Annotated in this window: 21 protein-coding genes; 12 read left to right on the forward strand and 9 right to left on the reverse strand. The window is 56.0% G+C overall.

What is annotated here, in order from left to right; all coding sequences use genetic code 11:
- Positions 1-41: 41 nt before the first annotated feature.
- The 3 genes from purL to ribA form a co-directional block, all read right to left on the reverse strand.
- Positions 42-2,987 carry a phosphoribosylformylglycinamidine synthase subunit PurL gene (gene purL, locus ABD971_RS23260; RefSeq protein WP_345326034.1) on the reverse strand — a complete coding sequence of 982 codons (2,946 nt, stop codon included), beginning with the start codon at positions 2,985-2,987 and terminating at the stop codon, positions 42-44.
- A gap of 248 nt (positions 2,988-3,235) precedes the next feature.
- Positions 3,236-4,093: a prephenate dehydrogenase gene (locus ABD971_RS23265; RefSeq protein ID WP_345326036.1), complete on the reverse strand. Its 858-nt coding sequence runs from the start codon at positions 4,091-4,093 to the stop codon at positions 3,236-3,238.
- Between the two features lie 67 nt (positions 4,094-4,160).
- Complete coding sequence (gene ribA / locus ABD971_RS23270; protein WP_339943886.1) at positions 4,161-5,384, reverse strand: GTP cyclohydrolase II; 1,224 nt, start codon at positions 5,382-5,384, stop codon at positions 4,161-4,163.
- Between the two features lie 155 nt (positions 5,385-5,539).
- Here ribA and ABD971_RS23275 point away from each other — a divergent pair, with 155 nt between their 5' ends.
- Complete coding sequence (locus ABD971_RS23275) at positions 5,540-6,604, forward strand: alpha/beta fold hydrolase (protein ID WP_345326038.1); 1,065 nt, start codon at positions 5,540-5,542, stop codon at positions 6,602-6,604.
- Positions 6,605-6,624: 20 nt separating this feature from the next.
- Here the strand turns inward: ABD971_RS23275 and ABD971_RS23280 are convergent, their stop codons facing one another.
- Positions 6,625-8,706: a vWA domain-containing protein gene (locus ABD971_RS23280; protein WP_345326040.1), complete on the reverse strand. Its 2,082-nt coding sequence runs from the start codon at positions 8,704-8,706 to the stop codon at positions 6,625-6,627.
- A 303-nt stretch (positions 8,707-9,009) separates the two neighbouring features.
- On the opposite strand from ABD971_RS23280, the gene ABD971_RS23285 reads away from it, so the two are divergent.
- The 4 genes from ABD971_RS23285 to ABD971_RS23300 all read left to right on the forward strand — a co-directional run bounded on the left by ABD971_RS23285 (position 9,010) and on the right by ABD971_RS23300 (position 12,513).
- On the forward strand, positions 9,010-10,014 hold the full coding sequence (locus ABD971_RS23285; protein ID WP_345326042.1) for a ZIP family metal transporter: 1,005 nt from the start codon (positions 9,010-9,012) through the stop codon (positions 10,012-10,014).
- Between the two features lie 49 nt (positions 10,015-10,063).
- Positions 10,064-10,981 carry a hypothetical protein gene (locus ABD971_RS23290; protein WP_345326044.1) on the forward strand — a complete coding sequence of 306 codons (918 nt, stop codon included), beginning with the start codon at positions 10,064-10,066 and terminating at the stop codon, positions 10,979-10,981.
- A gap of 48 nt (positions 10,982-11,029) precedes the next feature.
- The gene (locus ABD971_RS23295) at positions 11,030-11,842 is read left to right on the forward strand and encodes a site-2 protease family protein (protein WP_345326046.1); all 813 of its coding nucleotides are present in this window, start codon (positions 11,030-11,032) and stop codon (positions 11,840-11,842) included.
- 419 nt (positions 11,843-12,261) lie between these two features.
- Complete coding sequence (locus ABD971_RS23300; RefSeq protein WP_339943897.1) at positions 12,262-12,513, forward strand: hypothetical protein; 252 nt, start codon at positions 12,262-12,264, stop codon at positions 12,511-12,513.
- Between the two features lie 289 nt (positions 12,514-12,802).
- On the opposite strand, the gene ABD971_RS23305 is transcribed toward ABD971_RS23300, so the two are convergent.
- The 4 genes from ABD971_RS23305 to ABD971_RS23320 form a co-directional block, all read right to left on the reverse strand.
- On the reverse strand, positions 12,803-13,897 hold the full coding sequence (locus ABD971_RS23305) for an Mrp/NBP35 family ATP-binding protein (RefSeq protein WP_339943899.1): 1,095 nt from the start codon (positions 13,895-13,897) through the stop codon (positions 12,803-12,805).
- Positions 13,898-14,006: 109 nt separating this feature from the next.
- Positions 14,007-14,498 carry a hypothetical protein gene (locus ABD971_RS23310; protein WP_345326050.1) on the reverse strand — a complete coding sequence of 164 codons (492 nt, stop codon included), beginning with the start codon at positions 14,496-14,498 and terminating at the stop codon, positions 14,007-14,009.
- A complete protein-coding gene (locus tag ABD971_RS23315; protein ID WP_345326053.1) occupies positions 14,495-15,955 on the reverse strand; it encodes an AAA-type ATPase lid domain-containing protein in 1,461 nt (486 codons plus the stop codon). Before ABD971_RS23315 ends, ABD971_RS23310 begins: the two co-directional genes overlap by 4 nt.
- 211 nt (positions 15,956-16,166) lie before the next feature.
- A complete protein-coding gene (locus ABD971_RS23320) occupies positions 16,167-16,490 on the reverse strand; it encodes a calmodulin-binding protein (protein ID WP_339943905.1) in 324 nt (107 codons plus the stop codon).
- Between the two features lie 348 nt (positions 16,491-16,838).
- Between ABD971_RS23320 and ABD971_RS23325 the strand changes: the two genes are divergently transcribed.
- From ABD971_RS23325 to ABD971_RS23335, 3 genes are read left to right on the forward strand one after another with little or no spacing between them, the layout of a single operon-like run.
- Positions 16,839-18,338 carry a hypothetical protein gene (locus ABD971_RS23325; RefSeq protein WP_345326055.1) on the forward strand — a complete coding sequence of 500 codons (1,500 nt, stop codon included), beginning with the start codon at positions 16,839-16,841 and terminating at the stop codon, positions 18,336-18,338.
- 35 nt (positions 18,339-18,373) lie between these two features.
- Positions 18,374-19,051, forward strand: a complete 678-nt coding sequence (locus tag ABD971_RS23330) for a DUF3299 domain-containing protein (protein ID WP_345326056.1) — start codon at positions 18,374-18,376, stop codon at positions 19,049-19,051.
- A gap of 11 nt (positions 19,052-19,062) precedes the next feature.
- A complete protein-coding gene (locus ABD971_RS23335) occupies positions 19,063-19,758 on the forward strand; it encodes a DUF3299 domain-containing protein (RefSeq protein ID WP_425571350.1) in 696 nt (231 codons plus the stop codon).
- A gap of 226 nt (positions 19,759-19,984) precedes the next feature.
- Here ABD971_RS23335 and ABD971_RS23340 read toward each other — a convergent pair whose 3' ends face one another.
- Positions 19,985-20,176 carry a hypothetical protein gene (locus tag ABD971_RS23340; protein WP_339943910.1) on the reverse strand — a complete coding sequence of 64 codons (192 nt, stop codon included), beginning with the start codon at positions 20,174-20,176 and terminating at the stop codon, positions 19,985-19,987.
- A gap of 871 nt (positions 20,177-21,047) precedes the next feature.
- Between ABD971_RS23340 and ABD971_RS23345 the strand changes: the two genes are divergently transcribed.
- From ABD971_RS23345 to ABD971_RS23360, 4 genes are all read left to right on the forward strand, one after another.
- Positions 21,048-21,857: a hypothetical protein gene (locus ABD971_RS23345; RefSeq protein WP_345326057.1), complete on the forward strand. Its 810-nt coding sequence runs from the start codon at positions 21,048-21,050 to the stop codon at positions 21,855-21,857.
- Between the two features lie 61 nt (positions 21,858-21,918).
- Positions 21,919-22,497, forward strand: a complete 579-nt coding sequence (locus tag ABD971_RS23350; protein ID WP_345326058.1) for a hypothetical protein — start codon at positions 21,919-21,921, stop codon at positions 22,495-22,497.
- A 205-nt stretch (positions 22,498-22,702) separates the two neighbouring features.
- Positions 22,703-24,841 carry a serine/threonine protein kinase gene (locus ABD971_RS23355; RefSeq protein WP_345326060.1) on the forward strand — a complete coding sequence of 713 codons (2,139 nt, stop codon included), beginning with the start codon at positions 22,703-22,705 and terminating at the stop codon, positions 24,839-24,841.
- Positions 24,838-25,563, forward strand: coding sequence for a hypothetical protein (locus ABD971_RS23360; protein WP_345326062.1), 726 nt, complete (start codon positions 24,838-24,840; stop codon positions 25,561-25,563). Before ABD971_RS23355 ends, ABD971_RS23360 begins: the two co-directional genes overlap by 4 nt.
- Positions 25,564-25,595: the final 32 nt, after the last annotated feature.

The following is a 25,595-nucleotide window of genomic DNA, read 5'->3' on the forward strand; positions in this document are numbered from 1 at the left end:
GTCGGTTTTCAATGCGGCGGGTGATCGGGGAAGTGAAGGGACTACCAGTTCAGCGGCTTCAGCCAAGCTGCCTTGGCATCGGCCAGCGAAACGCTTAGCGCAGGTCCGGCATCGGTCATGATCGCCAATTTGCCAGAGGCGTCCATTGTACCAAGCCGTGTCGCAGAAACAGCTGATTTTGCGAACAGCTCGGCAAATGCGTCCGCTTGATCACTTGGCACTTCGCAAAGGAAGCGAGTATTCGACTCGCTGAACATCACCTCGGTCGCCGAGAGCCCCGATTTTTTGCAGATCGCGTCGATATTCAAGCTCATCCCCAACCCGCCAGCCATCGCCATTTCGGTAGCGGCAACCGCCAAACCACCTTCGCTCAAATCGTGACAGGCGCGAATCATGCGTCCACCAATCGCTTGATGGACTGCGGCAAAGGTGTTCTTCGCTTGCACCGCGTCCACGGATGGCACTTGACCGCCATCTAACCCGAGCGAAAGCAACAAGTGCGATCCACCGAGTTCCGATTTCGTTTCGCCGACCAAGAAGACGGCATTGCCCGCCGCTTTGGCATCCATCGTGATCGCTTTGGCGACGTCATCAATTTGCCCCATCGCACTGATCAGCAAGCTCGGCGGAATCGCGATCGTTTGACGATTGCCATCCGCGTCGTTGTAGCTGAACTCGTTGTTCAGGCTGTCTTTGCCGCTGACAAACGGAGTCCCCAGCGTGACCGCCATGTCTTGGCACGCGATCGCGGCGCGGACCAGCGAACCAAGCGTTTCGGAGCGATCGGTGTACCCCCAACAGAAGTTATCGAGGATCGCGACCTTGGCCGGATCGGCGCCCACCGCGACCGCGTTACGCATCGCTTCGTCGATCGCCGAGGTTGCCATGTGATAGGTGTCAAAATCACCGTAGTGAGGATTCATGCCACACGAAATCACCAAACCGCGACGACTTTCCAATCGTGGTTTGACCACCGCCGCATCGCTGGGACCATCGCACATCGGGCCGACCAACGGTTTGACGACGCTGCCCGCTTGGACTTCGTGATCGTATTGGCGGATGATCCAGTGCTTGCTGGCGACGTTCAGGCTGCCCATGATTTTCAACAGCACGTCGCGATGACCGGCATCGTCCAGCGATGGCAACTCGGCCTTCGTGGTCGGTGCCGGGTGATAGACGGCGTCGCGAATGATTGGCGGTCGTCCATCGTGCAAAAATTCCATCGACACATCGCCGACGACGTTGCCGTGGTAAGTCAGTTGCAGACGACCGGTCGCAGCAAAGCGTCCTAGGATCGCCGCTTCGACCCCTTCGCTTTCGCAAAGCTCGCGAAGTTCGTCCCAAGAGTCCTGAGGTACGGACAAGACCATGCGTTCTTGCGCTTCGGAGATCCAGATTTCGGTATAGCTGAGACCTTCGTATTTCAGCGGCGCCTTTTCGAGCCAGACTTCGGCGCCGAGCTTTTCGCCCATCTCGCCCACCGCACTCGAAAAACCGCCCGCACCACAATCGGTCACGGCGTTAAACAGGCCACGGTCGCGAGCCTGCATCAACACATCGAGGACCATTTTTTCGGTGATCGCGTTACCGATTTGCACCGCACCTCCGGAGAGCGATTCCGATTCGCTGGTCAATTCCGCCGAACTGAACGTTGCGCCGTGAATTCCATCGCGGCCCGTGCGTCCACCGATCGCCACGATCAAATCGTCAGGCTGAACTTCCTTTTCTTCCATGCCAACGGGAATGATGCCGACGTTGCCGCAATACACCAACGGATTGCCGAGATAACGACGATCGAAGTAAACCGCGCCGTTCACGGTCGGTATGCCCATCCGGTTGCCATAATCACGCACTCCGGAAACCACCCCTTTCATCACTCGCCGAGGATGCAGCACGCCAGGTGGCAAACCGGTCGGATCGGTGTCCGGCGGCGCGAAACAGAACACGTCGGTATTGCAAACCGGCTTGGCGCCCATTCCGGTGCCCATCGGGTCACGGATGACGCCGCCGAGTCCCGTGTTGGCTCCACCGTAAGGCTCCAGTGCAGAGGGGTGGTTGTGTGTTTCGACTTTGAAACAGACATGGTACTCGTCATCAAACGTGACGACGCCCGCGTTGTCTTTGAATACGCTGACGCACCAATCGTCATCGCCAAGTGTTCTACGAATCGTTTGCGTGGCGGCAAAGATCGTTTCTTTGAGCATGTTGTCGTACTGACGCTCGTCCGCCTCGGGGGTCCCGTCGGCACCGGGGCCGCGATAATGGATGCGACCGGCTAGCGTTTTGTGGCTGCAGTGCTCGGACCACGTTTGGGCAACGGTCTCGAGTTCGATGTCGGTCGGGTCGCGACCAATCGATTCAAAGTGATCGCGAATCGTCTGCATCTCGACCAGCGTCAGATAGAGCTGCCCTTCTTTGGAAAGCGTTTCGAGTTCCGCATCACTGAGCTTGCGAATTGGAATCGTGTTGAGCTCGAACTGGCCGGCCGATCCGACATCCAGCTGGTCCATTTCGAGCGGTCCCACCACAACCTGCTCGACCGAGTCATTCGAGAGTGCTCGGCGGCAAATCGCATCGAGCACCGAATCGTCCACATCGCTGATCCAAAATTTGCGAAGCGTCCGCACGGCGTCGACGTTAAACCCGATGTCCTTGGCTGCCGCAATCGTACTGGCGGCCACCGGGTCCATCACGCCGGGCTTGGGCAGGACGTTGACGAGGGTCAAACTGTCGCCGGGCGGCTCGTTGAGCACGTCTTGGCCGGCAATCGCAACGACGGAGCGTTCGGTGACGGCGTCCACCAACAGGGTGTTGGCAAGCTGGACCGCTTGGTCGTGAGCGAAATCGCCTTGGATCAAAAAGCTGCGGGCACAGTCGACGTCCAAATTGTCATGCAGCCCAAGTTCGTGAATTTCTTCTTGGGTTCGCTTGGCTTCACGATCGACTTGACCTTCGGCCGGATAAATATCAATTTGCCAAAGCGGCATGGTTGCGTTTCCAGTATTTCAAAATTTCGAAGTGAAGTGTATTCGCTGAAGGGCCAGCGTTTGGATCGTGGTCGAACGTTTGGATCGTTGTCGAGGTCGACGTCCCCGTTTTTTACGCCAACGGCGCTAAATTCCATAGCCCCGGGGGCCTCGGTATCGCCGGAAATCCAAGAAGCAATCGCTCGTCCTCTCTGCAGAAGGCGAAGTTTTGCAGTATCGTGCGGCGTTTTTATCACGCCCGAGCTGACTCAAAACGAATCTCGAATCGTTTTCGCCTCTTTTAGCCACCGCAGCAGACTCTCGTCGTCGTGGGAGTGCATCCATTGGCGGACCTCTTCGATCGAGCCGGCGAGCCGGCGAAGTTGTTCTTCGATCGCGGCCCGATTTTCTTGACAAATCGCCAACCACATCGCGGGATCGCCTGCGGCAACGCGGGTGATATCGGTCCATCCGCTGCCCACCAAATCCGCTGATTGCTCACAGACCAATTTGGCCACCGCCGAGGACGCCAAGTGCGGCACATGGCTGACCGACGCCAAGTGCGTATCGTGTTCCTCGGGGCTGAGCGTGACAATCCGTCCACCAGTGAGCCGCCAAAATTGTTCCGCTCGCTCGAGCAAACCCGCGGGTGTCTGGTCGCTGGGGGTCAACACGACCACTTTGCCGACGAACAAGTCCGCTGTGGCATGTTCGGCGCCCGTTTTCTCGCTCCCCGCGATCGGATGAGCCGCGACAAACTTGGCAACCGCGGCGGGGCATTGGCTGACCGCATTGACGATCGTTTGTTTGGTGCTGCCAACATCGGTGATCAAACAATCTGGCTTGGTCGCCTGAGCAACGGCGATCACTTTTTCGGAAACCTTATCGACGGGTGTCGCCACCACGACGACGTCAACATCGCGACACCCCTGTTCGATCGATTCGGTGACCGAATCGACGACTCCCAGATCAACCCACCGCTGGCCTTTTTCAGCATTGCGAACAATGCCGACGACATGCACGGCGGGGACCGATTGGCGGATCGCCCGAGCCACGCTGCCACCCAGCAGCCCCACGCCCAGAATCGCGACACGAGCGGGTCTAAATTCCGAGAGAGAGTCTTTCATTCTGGGCAGCTATTCGGCGTCGTCGTGTCGGATCTAGTAGAAAAAGAAACGCTGGCGTTGCGACGCCTTAGAGGTTCGGCAACTTGTGACCGAGTTTTTCGCGTTTGGTGCTGAGATACTTTTGGTTGTGCTCGTTCACCGCCGAGACGATCGGAACCTGATCGACCACACGCAGATCAAAACCACGCAGGTTGAAGGCTTCGGTCTTTTTCGGATTGTTGGTCAACAACCGAACTTCGCTCAGCCCCAGGTCCTTCAAGATTTGCAAGCCGATCCCATAGTCACGCATGTCGGCCTTGAAACCGAGCGCGTGATTGGCTTCGACCGTGTCCATCCCGTTGTCTTGTAATGCGTAGGCCCGAATTTTCTGAGCCAATCCGATCCCACGTCCTTCCTGAGGCAAATAGACCAAGGTGCCTCGGCCCTCTTTGCTGATCGTTTCGAGAGCCATCTGCAGTTGATCACCACAATCGCAACGCAGCGACGAGATCAGGTCACCGGTGAAACAGCTGCTGTGCATCCGTACCAACGGCGCCGCGGCGGTGCCATCTTGATCATCATTCAAGTCGCCATAGACCAATGCGATCGGTTGCTGGTCTTCGTATTGAACCGCGTAGACGATGATTTTGAAGTTGCCATATTTGGTCGGCAATTCCGCCTCGGCAGCTCGGCTGATCAGTTTTTCGCTGACGCGGCGATGGGCGATCAACTGCTCGATGCTGATGATTTTCAGATTGTTTTTCTGGGCGATCGCCGAGAGCGAGTCACGCGAGGCGCGGTCTCCGGTTTCATCGAGGACTTCGCAGAGCACTCCGGCGGGCTGCAAACCGGCCATTCGGGCCAGATCGACCGACGCTTCGGTGTGTCCGGCGCGGCGAAGCACGCCCCCCTCTTTGGCCAACAACGGGTAGACGTGTCCAGGTCGGACAAATTCGTTGGCCGCACAATCGTCGGCGGTCATCCGCAGGATCGTTTCGCTTTTTTCGCGTGCCGTGATCCCCGTTCTCGCGGTGCGGATATCGACGGGGGTCATAAAGGCGGTTTTCAGCGGGGCATCATTCAGCGCGACGATCGGCGCAAGCTCAAGTCGCTTACAGACGTCGGGCAGCACCGAAACGCACAATTGGCCGCGGCCGGAGAGCATAAAATTAACGGTTTCCGGCGTCGCTTTTTCAGCGGCACAGATAAAATCGCCTTCATTTTCGCGATCTTCTGCATCCACGACGATCACAACTTCGCCTCGGCGAATGGCTTCTACCGCTTCGGGAACGGTGTTTAGCTCGATGGCCATATTGAACTTTGTACGAGTAAGACGACTAAACAGGGTCGACAAGGAACGTATTATACGATTGTCAACGCAACGCTCCCACCGCCCCATTTTCACGGTTGGACGGAATTTTCGCGACCGCGAGGATTCGATTGCATTCGGCGTTTAAAGGATTTTTGATGCATCATTTTGAAAGTTTCGCGACACTCTGTCGCCGCTTCACGACAAACGCCTCCGCACGGCTTGGCTGGGCATGTACCGCGATCGTTGCTCTGGCCGCCACCAGCCCGCTGACGGCCGCCCCCCCCACCAAAGTTGCCGAACAAGCTGGCGAAGAAGTTACCGAACAAGACAAATCGACGTCCCAACCGGCCGCCATTCCATCCGAATCGTCTAGCGGCGGATCGGCTTCGGCAGCCAAGTCGACCGAACCGCGGACGTTTGTGAACCAGCGATACAGTCAGCGGGCGGATCGGACGGGGCTCTGCGACGTCATCCTTCCCGGCGGCCAAGAGACGCCTCCCGGCGGCTTCCCCACCGTGGTGATCATACACGGCGGGGCATGGATGAGCGGCGATAAATGGACCATCGAAGGCTATGCACGCTTTTTGGCCGAACATGGCTACGCCACGATCAACATCAACTATCGCCTGGCGCCTCGCTACAAATTCCCCTCGCAAGTCGATGATGTTCGCGAAGCGCTGGTGTGGGCCCAAGAGAATGCCACTCGCTTCTCACTGGACCTCCGCCGCATCGGACTGTTCGGCTATTCCGCGGGTGGCCATTTGTCGTTGTTGGTTTCGGTACTCAGCGACGAACCGATGGAAACCAAGTTGGCGTCCAGCGAGTGGGCTGCGGACGACGAGCGTTGGCAGAAACTGCCAGCGATCCAAGCGGTTTGCGTTGGCGGCCCGCCGTGCGACTTTCGCAACCTGCCGCCCGAGAACACCGGATTGGCGTACTTTCTCGGTGGATCCCGCAGTGAAAAACCGAGTGTCTATGAAGCGGCCTCGCCGACGGCGCACGTCTCTGCCCAGGATCCGCCGGTTCATCTGATCCATGGGGAAACTGACTCGATCGTGCCAATTCAAAACAGTCTTGTGTTTCGCGAGCGAGCCAAAGCGGCGGGGATCCTCTGCGACTTAACCACCATCCCCGGGCAAGGCCATTTGATCACGTTCTTGAATCCTCAAACCAGCAAGGCGATGATCGAATTTTTTGACAAAGTATTGTCACAACCTTAGCCGGATTGGCGTCGTGGCCGCTACAAGCGGGGAAACGAAAATGACGACCCGGACGACGACTTTGTTGAGTAACCGGGGCCACCGGGTGGCCGCGGGGGCGGCGGTGGAGGACGAGGAATGACCGCAGGCTGGATTCGCAATCCCACCGGAACATCAAGTTCCCACTGAGCCAAATAGGCCCACGGTGTGTCGGGATGCTCAGCGATGCACTTTTGCAGTGAATGGACCGCCGAATCGACCAAATACCTTGACTCGGACGATCGCAGCGTAGCATCGGGCAGCAACGTGATCTCGTTAGTCTCCAGCGACAATGACGGTTTCACATTTTGTGTCGCCGCCAAGTACTCGAGATAACGTGCTTGCGTGGCATACACGCGTCCTTTGGTCAAATCGAACGAAGCTTGCCATCGTGGTGAGGTTTCATCTTGCCACGGCACCGCCGTGTCCTCCAAACGCACAATCAACGACTGCAATACTTCACTCGCTCTTTCAATCCGAGTCCGTTCGCTTTGCAAGACGCGTGAAAGCTGAGTGCGAAAATTAGCGGGCACAACGTAAGGATGCAGGACCGGGTATGGATAAACCGGCGATCGCTCGCCGAGAAACGTCATCCGTGGTGGCACAAAGAGCTCGACTTGCTGGTAACTGAGCGTCGCGGCATCGACCACAAATTGTCGCACCGGATAATCATGCAGCGAGCGAACATACTGATTGACCGAAGCATAATCGGGCAAATAGTCTTTTCGATTAGCCCATTGATCGACGCTGCGAGTGGCGTCTTCATCGAGCATCGTGAACGAGCCGCCGGTTTGCAGTGCCAACCGCGTCAAGGCAAACGGTCCGAACCCCGAGTGCAACCGCTCGCGATAGGGACCACCGTACCACGGCGTGTTCGCCGCCACGCTGGCGCCGGATTGTTGCCACAGCGGAAGCGCGGACTCGTGCCAATAGGGAACAAGAAAGCGTTCGGGCAAAGATGTTTCGGGACCTTTCTTGACCGGCAACCAAAACGCGTACTCACGCCCGCCGCTAGGGATTTGACACAGTTGCGACCCACGTTCGCACCCCATCACCGCATTGGGACCGATCACGTGCACGGCGACTCCGGCGCTGCGGCAATACTCGATCGTGTCTTCGAGCTGCAATGTGTCGTCGCCTGATTCGTCAGTCAGGATGACGATCATGATGCGTTCTTGGCGATTGCGTTGTTCGCGGTACAACTGAACCGCTTGCGTGACCGCCGACATCACATTTTCGTCTCCGGTGGTATCGATCGGAACTTTGGTCATCGCTGAAATCGCGCGAGCCCCGACGTGAGTGGGCCGCAAGATTTCTCGCCAATTTTGTCCAAACGCAATCACGCTGCTAAATAGCGTGTTTTCATTCTCGGCTTTGTCGCGTCGCTTGGTATTGAACGCCTCGATCGACTTGTAAAACGATTCCGCATGGTCCGCCATCTGGCTGCGCTTATGCGTCAAGCTTGCCGATGCGTCAAATAGCCACACGATCAACGTGTCACCTTGTTCGAGTTCGCTACGGATGGCGCCGGTCACCACTTCGCCCGCCTGGCCGATTCCCGTCGCGGCGATCAACTTGTCGGCACCCGACGCTTCGCGAGTGAGGTTGGACAACTTTTTTTTCGCTTCACCGACACGGACTTCTTCGCCCCACACGTCACTGCGTTTAAATAATTCCATCGACACTAACGATGCCGACGGTGGATTGGACATGTCCAGGGCATCGAGTGGCGAAAGATCCGGCGGCGTATCCAACCGGGCTGCTACGGGTTGCTCAAGCACCGCTGCGGGGGTCATCGATGCCGCCACTGTTGGATCGTACGCGCTGACGGATGCCACCGTGAAATCGGCCATCGCGGAATCGTCAGCGGGATAGGTCGCCCAGATTCGGTGCCCTGCGTCACCCGCCAAACGGTCAAACACCCACAATCCCAACGCCAGCAGAAGCAGCGTGTGCAGCACGATCGACAAAAACCATGGCTGCAGTCGTTTCAGCACCGTCCTAGGCGCAGCCGGTGAGGTCGAGAAGTTCAACGACGTATTCGGTTCGGCGAATCGGCTCGCGTTGGCTGAGGACGAATTCAATTTGCTGCCTCGATCGTTCGTGTTTCGAGAAACCAAGTACAGATACCGTGCCCCCGTCCCTCATTGCATTTCTCGCCGCCCGGGGGAAAACCGGCAATCCCCTACTTTTGCATCATTCACAATCAGCGATGCGATCCGCCATGACGTTCAGGATACCCATAATCGGTGTCGATTCGGAGCATTTCGAGCAAAAAATTGCGACGGACTGACGGGAACCGCGACTTGCGGGTCCAGTGCAAAAGCGTACCCTTTGTGGCATTCCTTCCTCTCAATGTGCAAATTTCGACGGCAAACTCACGATTCATGACAGGCTCTTTACTGGCGGTTTATTGCATTTTGATCATTGCCGGATCCGTCACGGGAGGATGGCTGCCGGCGATTATGCGGATGACGCACCTGCGAACCCAGCTGCTGATGAGCTTCGTCGCAGGGCTGATGCTGGGCATTGCGATGCTGCACATGCTGCCTCACGCGTTTCACCTGATGCAATCGGCCGCCATGACCGGTGGCGCCGCGTTAGGGGGCATCATCGCGATGTTTATCTTGCTTCGCGCCTTTCACACCCATGCTCATGGGGCGATCGAAACGCCGGGAGGATTAGGGCCTGATGAGGCAACCGACGAGCAGGGACACGAGCAGGGACACGGGCATAAACACAGCCATCATCACTCGCACGATCATGGGCACGGGCACGATCATGGGCACGGGCATGATCATGGGCACTCACATGATCACGGGCACTCGCACGGCAAACATGACCATGCCAAAGACATCGGTTGGCTCGGCATGCTGTTGGGACTCGGATTGCACACGTTGATGGACGGCGTCGCGCTTGCCGCCAGCGTGACGGCAGAATCGCATCACAACCCGTGGCTAGGACTTGCCGGATTGGGGACCTTTCTTGCCGTGGTGCTGCACAAACCTTTGGATGCGTTTGCGATTACGTCCGTGATGAAAAAGGGAGGCTGGACGCCTACCCAGCAGAGTTTAGTGAATTTAACTTTCTCGTTGGCGTGTCCGCTGGGTGCGATCGCTTTTTACATCGGTGCGAATCAACTTTCCACGGATGGCACGGTTTTGGGCTGGGGCCTGGCGATCTCGGCAGGCTTTTTCATCTGCATTTCCTTGGCTGACTTGTTGCCTGAAGTTGCCTTTCACGATCATGACCGGCTCAAATTGACCGCGGCGTTATTGATCGGCGTCGCGTTGGCTGTTGGAATCGAAAGCTTGCCAGGCCATAGCCACACTCCCGCCGCCCCGGCACCGAACATCGAGATTCAAATCCAGACGCCAACGCAATCCGAGTGACGATTGCAACGAAACGTGTGTTGTCCCCTCAAGCCCGAAGGATTCGAACGTGCAATTCGTAACGGACTGGTTCTGGAGTCTCCAGTGGGAGCGTTTGGTTCCCGAATTGATCGGCAAGGCGTTGGGCTTTCTGAGTGGTTTTGCGGCGAGTTGGTTTTTGCTGTTTCGACGGCGGCTCAATGCACTACAGCGAATGCAGTCGGGCGATTCCGATGACTTCATCTTCCAGATGCACCATTTGAGTCCCGCGGCGGACCATGACGAGGACGTCGTGCTGCTGTTTCGCAATGTCGCTCCCAAGACCACGCTGAACGATCTGTACGACAACGAAGCGGTGCGGGACGTTGTCAAAAAAATCGCGGATCAAACCACGCTCGACGACCCTATTTTGAAGACCGAGGGGACACTTGGTTTTGAACTGCTTAACGATGCCGTTGGCCATATCGCAGGCTTGTTAGCGACCACGCCATTTCCGCGCAAAGCGTGGTTGTTCGTGATGACATGCGAAGACCGACAAGCGGTGCGAAAGAAGTGCGTTCGCTGTTTCTTGATCCAACCCGCGGACCTGGAAAAGTTTTTCGATTGGGATTGGTGCCAACACCATGTGCAGGTGGAAAAGCCATGGCACTGGTTCCGCGTGGTGGCGCTGCACCGGATCGCATGTGCATGGAAGTCCGAGCAACAAATCGCGATAGAGGAATCCTCACGCTCGCGGGAACTCGACATGCCGCTTGTCGACAAACAAGTCCGTCACGACCGCGTACGCGTGCTGTCGCTCGGTTTAAACGAAGATGAGTGTCCGATCGGCCAACCCCACCGAATCGCCTGGAACAGCCATCTAGCAAGCCTGGAAGCAATGGGACTACAACTCACCACCGCGACATCGAAAACGAACAACGACGCGAACGACGCCAACGTTAGCACCGCGACGAATCACGCCGCTAACGACCCCAAGTTGTTAGACTAACGCAGCGATTGCATTCTCACCGTCCATCCACCCCATACTGCAGACCCGATGCTTCAAGATCCCCCGGAATCCAATTACGACATTCGTTTTGAGCTATTCGGATTTCCGGTCCGAATCGCCTGGTCGTTTTGGCTTGGTGCGTTGATTTTTGGATTTAATTTGGTCCGTGGCGTCGACGGGATGTTCCTTCACTCGGGCGAAGGCAGCCCTGGGCAACTGCCGCTGCTGATGCTCTGGGCGCTGTGCATGTTGGTGTCGATTTTGATTCACGAATTGGGGCATGCGTTTGCGTTTCGCCAATTTGGAATTCAGTCGTCGATCGTGCTGTATCACTTCGGCGGCCTTGCGATTCCGAGCAGCTCGTTTGGGATGGGACGTTCGGCGGGCCGGTTAACCGAGAAGCAAGATTTGTGGGTCGCTCTGGCCGGTCCGCTTGCTCAAATCGTGTCTGCCGCGTTGTTAGTCGGCGGTTTAAAAGTCGCAGGCTTTCGAATCGAAGCGCTCGCGATCGTCGACAGCGTGGTGCCACTTGGATTGGCCAAAATCCCTGGCGTGATGGAAGGAGATCCGATCACAAGTCATGGTTTGTATGCGATTGTTTTGTTTTACCTTTTCCCAAGTGTCTTGTGGGCGCTGTTGAATTTGGTGCCGGTATGGCCACTCGATGGTGGCCGGATCATGAACTCACTTGTGTTGATCAATGGTGGCCAACGTGATCAAGCATTGTGGATCAGTGTGATCAGCGCAGGATTGTTGACGGTGTACGCATTCAAACAGCACCAAACGTTTATGGGCATTTTGTTTTTGTCATTAGCGTTTAGCAATTACCAAATGTTGCAACAGACGGGGCGTTGGCGATAAATCATTTGCAAATTTTGTGTTCACAGAGCAAGTTTTTTTGCAGTCATGTGGCTTGCAAAACCGAAGTTGAATTTCAATCACGTGCAAACGCTTAAACAGGGTCTATGCCAGATGATTCAATGCATTTTTCATCTTCAATGACTCAATCCTAAGCAACAAAAACGCGTTCACTTACCAAAAAAAAATTTCATCGCAAGCACTTTTTTCATGAAAAAGATGTTGCGGAATTCTCAGAAGCGCGTACAGTTACGCGCAGTTTCTAAACGGTTGAAAGCAAGAGCAACACTGATGTGGATCATCAACGCTCTGAGATTCAACTTCCAATCACGATTGGTGAGCCGTGGCCGGTGACTTTTAGAACGCTGTTCTAATAAAGTCACAAGGACTCACTAACGTGCCCTTTCTCGCGGAGGAAGAACGTGGCCAAGAAAAAAGCAACCAAGAAAAAAGTTACGAAGAAGGCAGCACCTAAGAAAGCTGCAAAGAAAGTAACGAAGAAGAAGGTTACGAAGAAGGCAGCTCCAAAGAAAGCTGCTAAGAAAGCAACCAAGAAGAAGGCTACTAAGAAAGCAGCTCCAAAGAAGGCTGCTAAGAAAGTAACCAAGAAAAAGGCCGCTAAGAAAGCAGCCAAGAAAGCTACTAAGAAGAAGACCGCTAAGAAGCGTCGCTAGTCCGCTGGACAGCTCTTCTCTTCTGAGTAGAACCGAAGTTAAAAAAAGCCGCGTCGGAGTTCATTCTCTGATGCGGCTTTTTTCGTTTTAAAAAGCACAAAAAGTGCCAATTTGGCAGTTTTAGCGGGGATAACAACCGATCCCTGCAATCGGGGCTGCACCGGCAATGAAGCCCGAAAGCTGGTTGTTTGCGTGGCTGTTTCGAATCCGTAACTCCAAATCTCCGCAATCGTTTTGTGGATCCGACGAAAGCCTTGGCGACTTTCGCTGCGATGCGTTCGGCAATGCGTTACAGCGTCGGCAAGCTTGGCTTGGGTGGGTTCGCAGCGGCCTTAGACGCCAGCGTGCGAACGAGCGCTTTGGCGGCCGCTTCGATCGGAGTTCGCGCTCGCGCGTTTTCAGCAAGCACGTTGGCAAGCCGTCCTTCGTCGCCACCGGTTCGCAAGTCGATATCGATCGGTAGTGCTCCCAGAAACGGAACATTCAACTCTTCGGCCTTCGCTCGAGCACCGCCACGGCCGAAGATGTCGTAGGTCTTGCCACAATCGGGACACATAAACCCGCTCATGTTTTCGACCATTCCCAAAATCGGAATGTTTACCTTGCGAAACATGCTGATCGCCTTGATCGCATCGAGCAGTGCAACCTCTTGCGGGGTGCACACCACCACACTGCCTGCCAACGGCAACGCTTGCGACAGCGTCAGCGCGACGTCTCCCGTTCCCGGTGGCATATCGATCACCAGATAATCCAGCTCGCCCCAATTCGTATCGCCTAGGAATTGGTTGATCGATCCATGCAACATCGGACCACGCCAAATCACCGCTTGATCGGGCTCGACCAGAAATCCCATCGAGATTACCGGCATCGGCGGATGTCCGCTGTCATCATTGAGCATGATGGGTTCGATTTTCTTCTGCGCATTCACAGCCGGTCGCCCCGACAACCCAAGCAGATGAGGAATGCTGGGGCCATAGACATCCGCATCCATCAACCCCACACGGCTGCCGAGTTGACGTAGCGTCAATGCGATCGACGCGGCGACGGTACTCTTGCCCACACCTCCTTTACCGCTGCCGACAGCGATCACACTTTTCACACGCAGTCCCACCTGTCCCAGACGTGCCGGCGGACGCGGGTGATCGACAATGTCAACTTTCACCTGGGTCCCTGGTAACGCGGCAACGACTTTAGAATCAATCGCATCGGCGATTTCGTCCGCGATCGGGCTGGAATGGGATGTCAATCCAAGCGTGATGGTGGCGGTGTTGCCCTCGACTTGCACCTCTTTGATTTGCCCCATCGAGCCGATGGGACGCCCGGTTTCAGGATCAGGAAACGATTCAATCGCGGCGCGAACAGAGTCAGTATTCAAAGCGGACATGGATATCGATTCAGCGAAAGGAAAGTAGGAACGGGATGGATTCGAACCAGAAAGCCTGACCACAATTCGCCACCCTGGCAAGGTCGGTAGCCGCGGCAGTCCCGCAGATTCAGCCCTCGAGAGCCGTCGTGATAGCGGACGACTCGCTAGGGGACAACGTGCGAAAGGCCCGCGAGTTGATTCGGCGAGCCACATTCTGCAGGGCTTCGGGCGCCGCCAGCGTGATCGGGATCCCTAACTCGGAAATCGTGGCCTGCATCGAACCGGGGATCCCCGTCATCCCGGCGATTTGAATCACCCCCGGAAACGCCGTTTTGACTTGCGTCACCACCCGCAACATTTTGGCGATCGAGGCCGGCGTCAATTCCCACAGCACGATAATGGGCATGCGGCGGCACGAGCCAGACTTGGCCAACGGGTGACGCGAAATTCGCCGTGGCACCTCGCTCGCTTCACAGGACACTACCCGCGGGATCCAAGGATCGGACAACCCTTCGGGACTGAATCGACGGGCCGCGTCGGACCAGCGGTTGTCTTGCTCCGCCACGAGCCATGTGACCTCGTTGGACGCCTCGAGCCATTGGCTTGCAATCGTTTTCATGCACTTTCGCCATCGCTGGGTGAAGACGATTTTTTGGGTCGCGGTGGCGACGTGGTCGCTTCGGTTTGGACTGCATCAATTCGCCGCAGCAATCGCGAACGGGTGATCCCCAGCAACCGTGCGGCGGCAGCACGATTGCCATCACTGATCTCCACCGCACTCTTGATCATCTTGAGCTCAAACGACTCGAGCATCTCATCGAGCGAAATGTTTTGCACTTTCCGGCGAGCCAGCGAGTCGCCGGGCCGAAAGGAGCGAATCGCCAGCGGAAAATTCTCCGGTCCAATCGATTCGCGAGTTGCGTTTCGCACGGCATGTCGCATCGCTGCGTCAAGTTCTTCGAAATTGTTAGGCCATGGATAGATCACCAATGCATCGATCGCGGCGCGGCTCAGACGTTCTCCGACGCCATCTCGGGCGGCATGATGTGAATCGACCAACGCAGCGGCTAACAGAGGAATATCCTCGACGCGAGACGCCAAGGGTTCGATCGTCACTGTCAGCGAGGCCAACAGATCGGCCAAGGCGGCGTCGATCTGCCGCGGCGGTGGCTTGATCCCAATCACCACTTCGCGATCACTCACATTCGCCAGAGATCCTTCGTCCGCTGGCACATCGAGATTGGATTGATCGCTACACAATCCGATCAATCGCAACCGATCGCTGTAAGAACTAATCAACTGGACCAAATGCCGCTGGGCATCCAATGGCATTTCATCCAACCCCCGTACTAAAACGGTGGCTTTTGCGTCGGCGGAATTAGCAAGTTGATTGACCACCGGAACGATCGACGCATCAAGTAGTTCGGGATCCATCAACGGTCCATCGACGATCGCGATCGGTTCACGCGGCGCGGATTGCTGATGAACCCGCAGGGCAATCGATTCGCAATTAGCGCCGGCAGGAGCAAAAAATCCCAGATGCGTTCGCACATTTGCGGCAACCTGGATACGAGCTCGCATCCGTTTAGCCGACGAAGAGACACCAGCAGTGGCGACCGTTGCGATGGAAGCGTGCTTTTTTCGCCAGGCATCGAGTTGTTGCCGCACGATTGCCGCGTCAGCAATTTCCTCGTCGGGAACACGGTCACTAAACCGGCCTCCGATCGCGATCGTCAGCCCGGATTCACCCGAACCGATGCGGACAAAGCGAACATCGATCGGATCGATGCGATGTTTTGCATCTCCAGCCGGTTGCACTCGCAGTGACGCGGTCCCGCGGTGCTTTAGCCCTGGAGGCGGCGAGAGCGTTGCCGCCAAAAGATCAAGCGGATCATTGGAAACGGGACTGCCTGCGACCGCACGCCGCTGCAATAACCGCTCAACCTCTAATCCCAGCCAACGTGCCGTGGCGGCCGACAAATACACCAATTTGCCTGCGGGATCGATCGCCCACACCGGAGCGTCCGACGCATCGAGCAGCCGCATCAGATTACGGATCTTCGTGCCTGAGGTCATGGATTCCGTCTGTTCGCGGCTCGCGCTTGAGTAAACCGGTTTGGCTTGAGTAACCCGGTTTGGCTTGAGTAACCCGGTTTGGCGATGTCTCGATCGATTCACCGCCGCGCCGCGAATCAGCAGTGAGCCGTGGGCTCACTGATTTCGCGGCATCACGCCAAGACGTGGCGTCCCGTTTGTAAACCCAAGTTTAACCCAACGCTGCGGTGACCTAAAACACATCCAGGATAAAGTGATGGCCTTGGTGGTAGCGGCGACTGCTGGGGTAATAGTTGTGCCACTTCTTGTTGTAGACAGGAATCCGCATTTCTTGCGGATAGCGGTGGTACAAACTGTCACTGCTCTGGAAATATTCCTGGCTGTAAAAGTTTTGGGGGTAGTACACGTAGGGGTAGTGATAGAAGCGATTCCAATCGTGGGAACCTGCTGCTCCACCCCAATTTTGACCATAGGCACGCTGTTCCGCCGAAGCCGAATCGGCCAAGGCACAACAACTGCAAACGAGGACAGCAGCTAACAATAAATGGCGGAGCATCCGTGGCTCTCCCTCTGGGGGGCGATGATTGGAGGGCCGGCAACGGCCCGATGGGTGACTCGCAAACATGCGTACCGTCACTATCGGCACATCTGGTATCATCGGTTGAGTCGTTTTGGCTTACGATTTTGACTACAATTTTTGTCACAACGCTTCCTCCGACCACCCCGCCACTTCACCGCCCCCCTACGATCCACCTAAGATTGCGTGTGCAGCGTGCTTGGGATTGATCAAGAATCTCGAATTTGCTGCGGATTTCGATACAAAAATCGAATGATTGCTATACTGGATGATTGATCCAGTAGGGCAACCGCCCCTTTGTAAATCCTTTCCAACTTGGTTCAACGTATGTCGTTCCGTCGATTCACCACGTCACTGCTCGTTATCGCGATCCTCGTGACGAGTTTTGTTGGCAATACAACATTGGCCTGTCCCTTCTGTAACGCCGTTTCGCAGACGCTACGTCAAGAGATGTCGGTGATGGATGCCGTCGTGATCGCGACCGCCGTCGACCGCGAAAATGCTCGCAACGAAGAAACCGGCGAAGTGCTGATGCGAGTCGAAAAAGTGCTTAAAGGCGATTCGCTGGTCAAAGTCGGCCAAGAGGTCAACGCGATCTATTACGGCGATGTGAAAACGGGCCGCACTTTCATGCTGTCGGGGGTCGATCCACCCAAAATGCAGTGGTCTTGCCTGCCGCTATCCCCACGCGCGGAAGCCTATTTGATGAAGGTCACCAAATTGGCAGGCGAGGACGACGTCACTCGATTGCGGTTCTACTACGACTACCTGCAAGACGAAGAAACGATGCTCTCGCGAGACGCCTACGACGAGTTCGCGATTGCCCCCTATTCGGCTGTCAAAGAACTCGCACCAGAAATTGACCACGCCGAACTGGTCAGCTGGATTAACGATCCGGAAGCCACGGTGGATCGCCGACGATTGTATTTGACCATGCTGGGGGTTTGCGGCGACGAAAAAGACCTGCCGATGCTCGAAGAACAACTTCGCAGCACTCAAAAGAGCACCCGTAGCGGGCTCGACGCGTTGGTGGCTTGCTATCTAACGCTCTCGGGCGAAAAAGGGCTCACCGTGATCGACGAACTGTTCCTGAAGAACAGCAAGGCCCCCTATGCGGATACCTACGCCGCAATCATGGCGATCCGTTTCCATGGCACCGAAGGGGATGTGATCGCGCGAAGTGCGCTCGTTGAATCACTGCACCATGTGCTGGATCGCAAAGATCTGGCGGATCTGGTCATCCCCGACTTGGCACGTTGGAGCGATTGGAGCCAAATCGATAAAATGAAGCAGCTTTTCCTCGAGGCGGATCCCGACAATAACTGGGTTCGCGTTCCGGTCGTGAACTACTTGCGTGCCTGTCCGCTGCCCGCCGCGAGCGAGGCGTTGAAGGAGCTCGAGAAGGTCGATCCCGAAAGTGTCAAACGGGCGAATACTTTTTTCTCGATTCCTGTGCCCGCCAAAGACACCACCAAACCGAACACTTCGGCCATTCCCAAAGCGGATGAGTCGACGGTTGCGAATGCGGCCTCCGGCTTTCCGAATTCCTCGATTGCAGCGGATTCCCCCACGGGCGATCGTTCTGACCGCGAAGCGATCCACGCCAATCGCCGCTTGGCGGATCGTCCCGTTTTGGGGCGTTTAACGGCCGCTAATTCACCGCTTGCCGCGGCGTCCTTAGCATCACAAACGAGCACGACGCCTGCGAACCCTTGGCGGTTGGCCTACGTAGTTTCACTGGCACTGTCGACCATCATGATCGGCCAGTTCCTGTTGCTCTCCGGTGGCCCGGCGGTTGCGCCCGTCCCCGTGCAAGAGCGTGAATAAGCTATCGCGACTTCGATCAAGGCTCTATTACCCCCATGTCAGCTGAACTTCAAATGTCATCGTCAAGCGATGTGGTTGAATTCCCGTACCGAGCAGTCAGTCGGGCGGCAATCGCTTCGGTGGTTTTCTTTGTTCTCGCTTTCCCCGGGCTGATTCCGACCTTCTCGCCCTTGCTGATCCTGACTGCGGTCGGAATCGCGGCGGGGATCGTTGGTTTTCGAGCGACCAAACAGTTCCCCGACGAGTACAGCGGCGGTACGCTCGCCAAGTTTGGCGTGATTGGCAACGCGTTGCTGATGGCCAGCGGCATTGGGCTGCACACGTACATCTTCATGACCGAGGTTCCCGATGGCTATACGCGGATCCCGTTCTATGAGCTTCAGCAGCCGGAGGGCATGCCCGACATTCCGACTCGATTTGCCTACGATATCGATGGTGATAAAGTCTTTTTGAAAGGCTACATCCATCCCGCCTCAGGCAGCGGAGCGCTTCGCCAATTCATCCTGGTCCCCGACCTCGGAACGTGCTGTTTCGGCGGCCAGCCCAAAAGTAGTGATATGATCGAAGTGACGGTGACGAACGGGAAAAACGTCAAAGCGGGGCTGACCAAGCGAAAACTCGCTGGCAAATTCCAACTCAATCGGGCACCGCAAAAACTAACCGACTTTGACAATAACATCTTCTATCGAATAAAAGCGGACCAAGTGCGTTAAGCCTCGGTGCCGTGAAATCGGCGGCTTTAGGAATAACGCCGCTGACCCCAGCCCCCACCCCCAAATCGGCCCAACTCGCGGGTTATCCCTCCAAAGACGATTTTCATATGCCTTGGTACAAGATCTCCCTCGCCGTGCTGCTGCCATTCTCGCTGCTGGCGGTCACCGCAGCGACCACTTACGCCGATTCCCCCAAAACGGCGTCCACGGCCGCTGAAACGTCGAAAAAGCCAGCCGATACGGATCAGTCGACCGAGGACCGCACCAAAGGCGTGGTGGAACGCAAAAGCAGCGAGGCGTCGATTGCCAAAGGGGACATCACCTTTGACGATCTGAAGTTCGATATCGAAAAGGATGCGGCGTTCGAGAAGAGTGCTCTGACCCCCGACGTCAAACGGCTCGATGGAATCAAAGTGAAGCTGCGCGGCTATATTTTGCCCAGCACGCTGTTTAAAGACACCGACATTGATCAGTTTGTGTTGGTGCGTGACAACCAAGAATGCTGCTTCGGCCCCGGAGCGGCATTGTTCGACTGTGTCATCGTCGAGATGTTACCGGGACGTACGACCGACTTTGTCACCCGCCCCGTGACGGTCGAGGGCAAGTTCAAGATCGACACCGAAAAGTACAAATATCCTGGCGGCAAAGGGCCCGGCGGCGCCAGCCATTTCGCGATCTTCAAGATCGAAGGGATGAACGTCAAATAGAGAGCGTTTTCGCTAACGCTGCAGCGAGTAAAACGGCAGCGAGTAAAACGTTCGAAATCTTCCGGACGGCTCGCGCCGCTCTGCTATGACAGAACCTCGCCGGATGGCAGCGCAGAGTCGAGTTCTCGGCATCAGTTCACCCCACGAGCCACTGCACGCGGTTTGAGAGCGGATCGCATGCGCGCGACCCAGCTTCGCTTGTGCTTCTCTTTTCCGCGTTCGTTTCCTATCCGCGTAGGTTATGACACACCGAGCGAGGAGACTCAAAATCGCCGAGGCGTGCTTCGAGTTCCTTCAGTTGATCGCTTACCCATTGACCGAAAACATCGGTCGATTCAGGCGAAATGGTCGCCGAGAGTGCGTGCCACCGCTCGTCACTCGGATTGGGTGAAGTCTTTAAGTCGCTTGATGTAGTCATCGGGATAATCTCCTGCGCGTTGCGATCCAGCGCATCAATTGATTAGATAAACAGGCGGAGACGATATACAAACATTACGTTCTGTTTCGCCGTTTAGGTCAACGAATATTGACTTAGACAGCCTTTTCAGTCGTGGGTTCAGTGCAAGTGGTATGCCTATCTGCAAAGCGGAACCAAACTTTGCGACATAACTCTTTCTAAAACAACAGGTTAGGAAAACGGTCTAAATTTTTCAGCAAAACGGGAAATGTCATTAATGCGATGTCGCTGTGTCGCGATATGTCATTGAGGCATGTTTCCCAATGATTAATGTCGGCAAATCGAACACCACGAGCCAATAATAATCCAATAACCGTCATTAGCGAAGGCGGATCCGTCACGATTGCGATTACTTTTCCATAGATTAAAGACCGCAAAGTTGCTTTTGCGCAACACCCCCCGTGGCGAAAATGCCCGATTGTGGGCAAATGCCCCACTTAATCGCCCTACTTTTCGGCAGCTGCGAGAGAGAATTCGTTGTAAATCTCGTAAAATTGCCTCGCTCTTTTTCGAATCGCTACTTTTTCCTGCAGCAGGGGCTCTCACACACCCTCGCTATCGCCCCCCTTCTCGCAGCAGGCCTTTTCCTAGCAGGCATTTTGCTAGCGGGCTAATTCCTAGCGAACGTTGGGGATCCACTGAGCGTTTTCTTAGATCGCTGCTTCTAGATCGCTGCTCCGACATCGCTGGCACCGCTGCCGGGTTGCGGTTTTCGCTCAAAAGTTTTTGTCGGTCTGCCAAGAAGCTCATCTTCTGTGCGAATTCCTTTTTGTACAGCGGCCGATGTGCCGCACGAAAGAAAGATCAGCCACAGTTTTTGGGAGATACATCGATGTTAAAGAAGATGATCCTGGCGGGCGGTGCGGTTGCGTTACTGTCCACAATGACGATGGGCGTTCCATTGTTCAGCTATGCGAGATGCGGCGTGGATTGGTTGCGATCCTCGACATCGGACGCCATGCCATTGGAATGGGAATTGAAACGGGCTCGGCAGATGATTGCCGACTTGAAACCCGAAATTGAACACAATGCCAAGCGAATCGCGTTAGAAAAGGTCGAGGTTGCTCGACTGGAAACTCAAATGAGCGATACGGACCAGCGGTTGGCCAAGACGCAAGCCGATATCGAACGGCTAAGCGAAGATCTTCGCAAGGATTCGCATCTCTACACCTACGGGGGCCGGACTTACACGTCAGCCCAGGTCAAGAACGACCTGAGCAACCGATTTAGCCGCTTTAAGACCCGCAAGGAGACGGCCGAGAAACTCGAAAAGATGCTCTCGGCTCGCAAATCGTCGCTTCAATCGGCACATGAGCGAATGGATGCCATGCTGAGTGCAAAACGTCAACTCGAAGTTGAAGTCGAGAACTTACAGGCTCGACTTGCCTCGCTTCGTGTTGCCGAAACCAGCAGCGAACTGGCGTTGGACGACAGCCATCTGTCGAAGACACGTCAATTGCTCGACGAGATCCATGCTCGGATTGATGTCGCCGAGGAGACGATGAAAGTGGACGTCGAGTACTTTGGTGAGATCGATTTGGATGAGCCAAGCGAAGAGAACCTGCTTGACGAAATCACCAGCTATTTCGGCGACGAAGCGCCCTCGACCTCGAAGTCCCTGGTCTCGATTCAACTAGACTAGTTCGAGCGAGAGAGAGGATGGCAGCAATGAAGGTACGCGGCACCGAGAAAGGCTGATGGACGTGTCCGAATCAAAAACCTTAGCAAACTCAAAGCCTGCAGCATTACGCTGGAGGCTTTGGGTCGATGGTTGCGGTGGATTTTTGATCCTGCCAGGCGAACGTTGGACGATTGGTGGCGCCGGGCCGGCGGGCACTAGTGACGTGCGAATCCATTCGGATCTGGCTCGCATCGCGGGAACGCTCTCGCGTCGCGAGGACAGTTATTTTTGGGAATTTGCCGACGCGGCGCGACCTGCCGAATTGGTGCTTAGTGGTCATCCGCTGTCGATGACGGGGTCTGCGTCCTTGATTTTTCGGCACCCCAGCCCGCTGAGCCGTTCCGCGGTACTGACATTGATGCCGCCACATCGCTTTGCCGGACATGTGGACGAGGTGATTTTGGCGGATGAAACGCTGTTAATGGGAGCGACGGCCGATTGCCATATCAAAGTCGCTCATTTGGGAAGCGAGAAAGTGGTGATCACCCGTCGCGGCGACCGCTGGTTGGGCAAAGTTGTCGGCGATCCCGAATTGTCGGAGCTGACGGTGGGGCAAAGAATGGAGTTGGGGGATGTCGTGATGACGCTAGAGGAAGCATAAAAACGGCGCCCTGATGTGCCGCAGATCGAGCCTTCTAGATGCACGAAAGTTACAGTGCAGACCGAAAAACGAGACACAACGCGAGGACGCGAAGCGATGAAACCAGCAAATTCGCCCCCCACTGCTCCGAACTGTGCCGCTCCGAAGAATGCTCCTAAAACCGTGCCATTAAATCAGTCAAGAATTTCATTTGGGAAATCGATTCATGACCACGCTTCTCGGTAAACTAGAGGTCGAATCGAACCCCCAGCCTGATTCCTTGGCAAAGAATCGACGCCAGTTCGAAGAAACCCACACAAGCCATACGACCACCTCATCCATGTCATTTACTTACCCCTCCGGATCGACGCCTTTGGATCGATACACGATTCGTCGTGGGATCGGGATGGGCGGATTTGGAGAGGTCTATTTCGCGGTCAGCGAAGCGGGCAAAGAGGTGGCGCTAAAACGGATCCAGCGCAATTTGGAAGTGGAACTGCGTGGCGTTTCGCACTGTTTGAATCTGAAGCACCCTAATTTGATCGCGCTTTATGACATTTGTCATGATGATCAAGAACAAGCCTGGGTGGTGATGGAATATGTGGCGGGCCAAAATCTGCGACAGGTTCTCGATCAATCCCCCCACGGACTCGCTGTCTCTGAGGTCCGCCGTTGGTTGTCCGGAATCGCCGCGGGCGTCGACCATTTGCACGGTGCCGGGTTGGTCCATCGCGACCTGAAACCCGGCAACGTCTTTGACGACATGGGAATTGTCAAAGTGGGCGATTACGGATTGAGCAAATTTATCTCGGCATCTCATCGTGGCGGCCACACCGAGAGCGTTGGCACATTTCACTACATGGCACCCGAGATTGGGCGTGGCGAATATGGCCGCGAAATCGATATCTATGCCATCGGGATCATGACCTACGAACTGTTGACTGGTACCGTCCCCTTTGATGGCGAAAGCTGTCACGAGATCATCGTCAAACACATGACGGCCCAACCCGATGTCAGCCTGATCGCCGAACCGTACCGATCGGTGGTGGCGAAGTGCTTGGAAAAGGACCCTGCGAATCGCTTTCGCTGCGTGCGAGAGATGACGAACGCGCTGGGCATCACGCAAGCCGATGCGGCGGCGATCCCCATCGCCGCGACACAAGCAGAGACGCCGGATGCGCCCATCTTGGCATCGCTCGCAAACGCAAATGCGAACACGGGCGTTTCAACATCGGCCCCTGTAACATCGGCCCCTGTAACATCGGCTCGCGGCAGTACGTCGTCAGTGTCTCCGTCGATCGATCATGCCGCCGCCGCACGTGACAGTGAACCGTTGGCTCGCGCCGTACGGGCGAGCGTTTCGGATCTTCAATCGTGGTGGCGAACGCTGGATCGTTCCCCCGGAGCGAAGATTTTCTTGTTGATCGCCGCCACCTTTGTATTGATCGTCAACACACACTGGCTATTACCGCTAATGTCGATCGTGGGCGTTGTGTACGTGCCCTACTACATCGTGCGTCAAATGGTGCTGCATGTCAGCCAACAACCCAGCTATGCTCAAGCCCAACGTATCGCAACGAACACAAGTGGCCCCACACGCCCGATGACGCGTTCGCAGTGGCGATCCCATATGCGAAACGATCTGCGTGCCAAACGCTCGGTGCACCGCGCCGCTGAATTGAGCACGTCGTGGATCACTGCAATTTTGACCACGCTGGTGTTGACGATTTGTGCAGGTGTGATCGGGCTTCGCACCGGCGTGGTCGATTCGATCGCAATCGCTCCCTATGGATGGATGGCAGTGGTGGTGATGGGCGCGGCGATCTCGATCTTGGGACTCGGAAAATTATGGGAGCGAGACGAAGGCGAAAGTCTTCCACGCCGCATCGTGCTGGCGGGAGTCGGCGGCGGTGTGGGGCTAGTCGCTTACGCCATGAACGGATTTCTGATGCTTCCGATTGACATTGGATTGGCACGTAATATTGATTCCACCACATTGCCGCAGGCGCTGTATACCGATGGCATTCCGCGTGCTTCGGCGATGATGGCACACTTTGCGATGCTGTTTGCCCTGCTGCGTTGGTGGCGTCCGGTTGACCCGCTGCGTCGACATCGGCTCAGCCTGTGGAGCGTTGCAGTGGCCGTGGTGGGCGAATGGGCGGTCCACCAAGTGCTGCCAATCCCGCAACCGTTTGGGATGCTGATCGCCGGTGGTATCGCGATCGCAATTCAGATGTCCGCTCCTTGGATCAACCCTCGCGTCAAACCCGAATTGATTCCACGCACTCCATCGCAACCCGCAGTTGCTCGTGCGGCCAACGATGGAATCGCTCAAGAACTCGCCAACGCTCGGGGGTCTGTATGAACGCGTCACCTCACCGCTCGGCTCCATGCCGTTGTCATGTCTTAACGCCATTGGTCGCCGTGTTGATGGTGATCACCGTCGGTCCGATGGTTGCCATGGCCGTGGATGACGTGGCCGAAAAAGTGGAGTCCTCACTCGCCGAGTCGAAATCGAGTACCGAGCCCAAACCCGATGCGGCAAGCGCGATCGATGCGGCATTGGCGACCGACACGGCCTCGGAATTGTCAGTCGCTCCGCTGGACCAATTCAGCTATCCCGAGGATCGTCCCGCGTGGTTGAACGATTTGCCCAAGCTCGACGGAGACCTGCAGTCGTGGGTTGTCGTTTCCTCACCAGCAGAGAGCCGCGAGGAGAGCGAGGAGGAACGGAAGCGGCTGCAGCGTGCCGCGTTGATCCACTATGTCCAAGGGCAGACCGATGGCGACACAAGTAACGAATATTTGTCGGTCACGGACGAGTGGATTGAAAACAACTTGATCACCGATCGCTACACGGGCGAAGTGAAACAAGGCGACACCATCCTTTACGAGAATGCCGCCAAGCTGAGCTTTGACAAAGCAATCCAAAGTGAGATTGCGCTGGCGTGGAAACGGGTTCAAGTTCGCGACCGATTGGCCGCCACCGGCGTCTTGGTGGCGGGCGGCCTGTGCTGTCTCGTCTTTAGCTCATTCCTAACCGGGCTGATTGGCCGCCGATTCAGCTCTGCCGCGGATCCTCAATAACTCCGCCGGTTCGTTTGCCGTAGAATAGAAAA

Source organism: Novipirellula rosea (assembly GCF_039541335.1).
GTDB classification, from domain to species: Bacteria; Planctomycetota; Planctomycetia; order Pirellulales; family Pirellulaceae; genus Novipirellula; species Novipirellula rosea.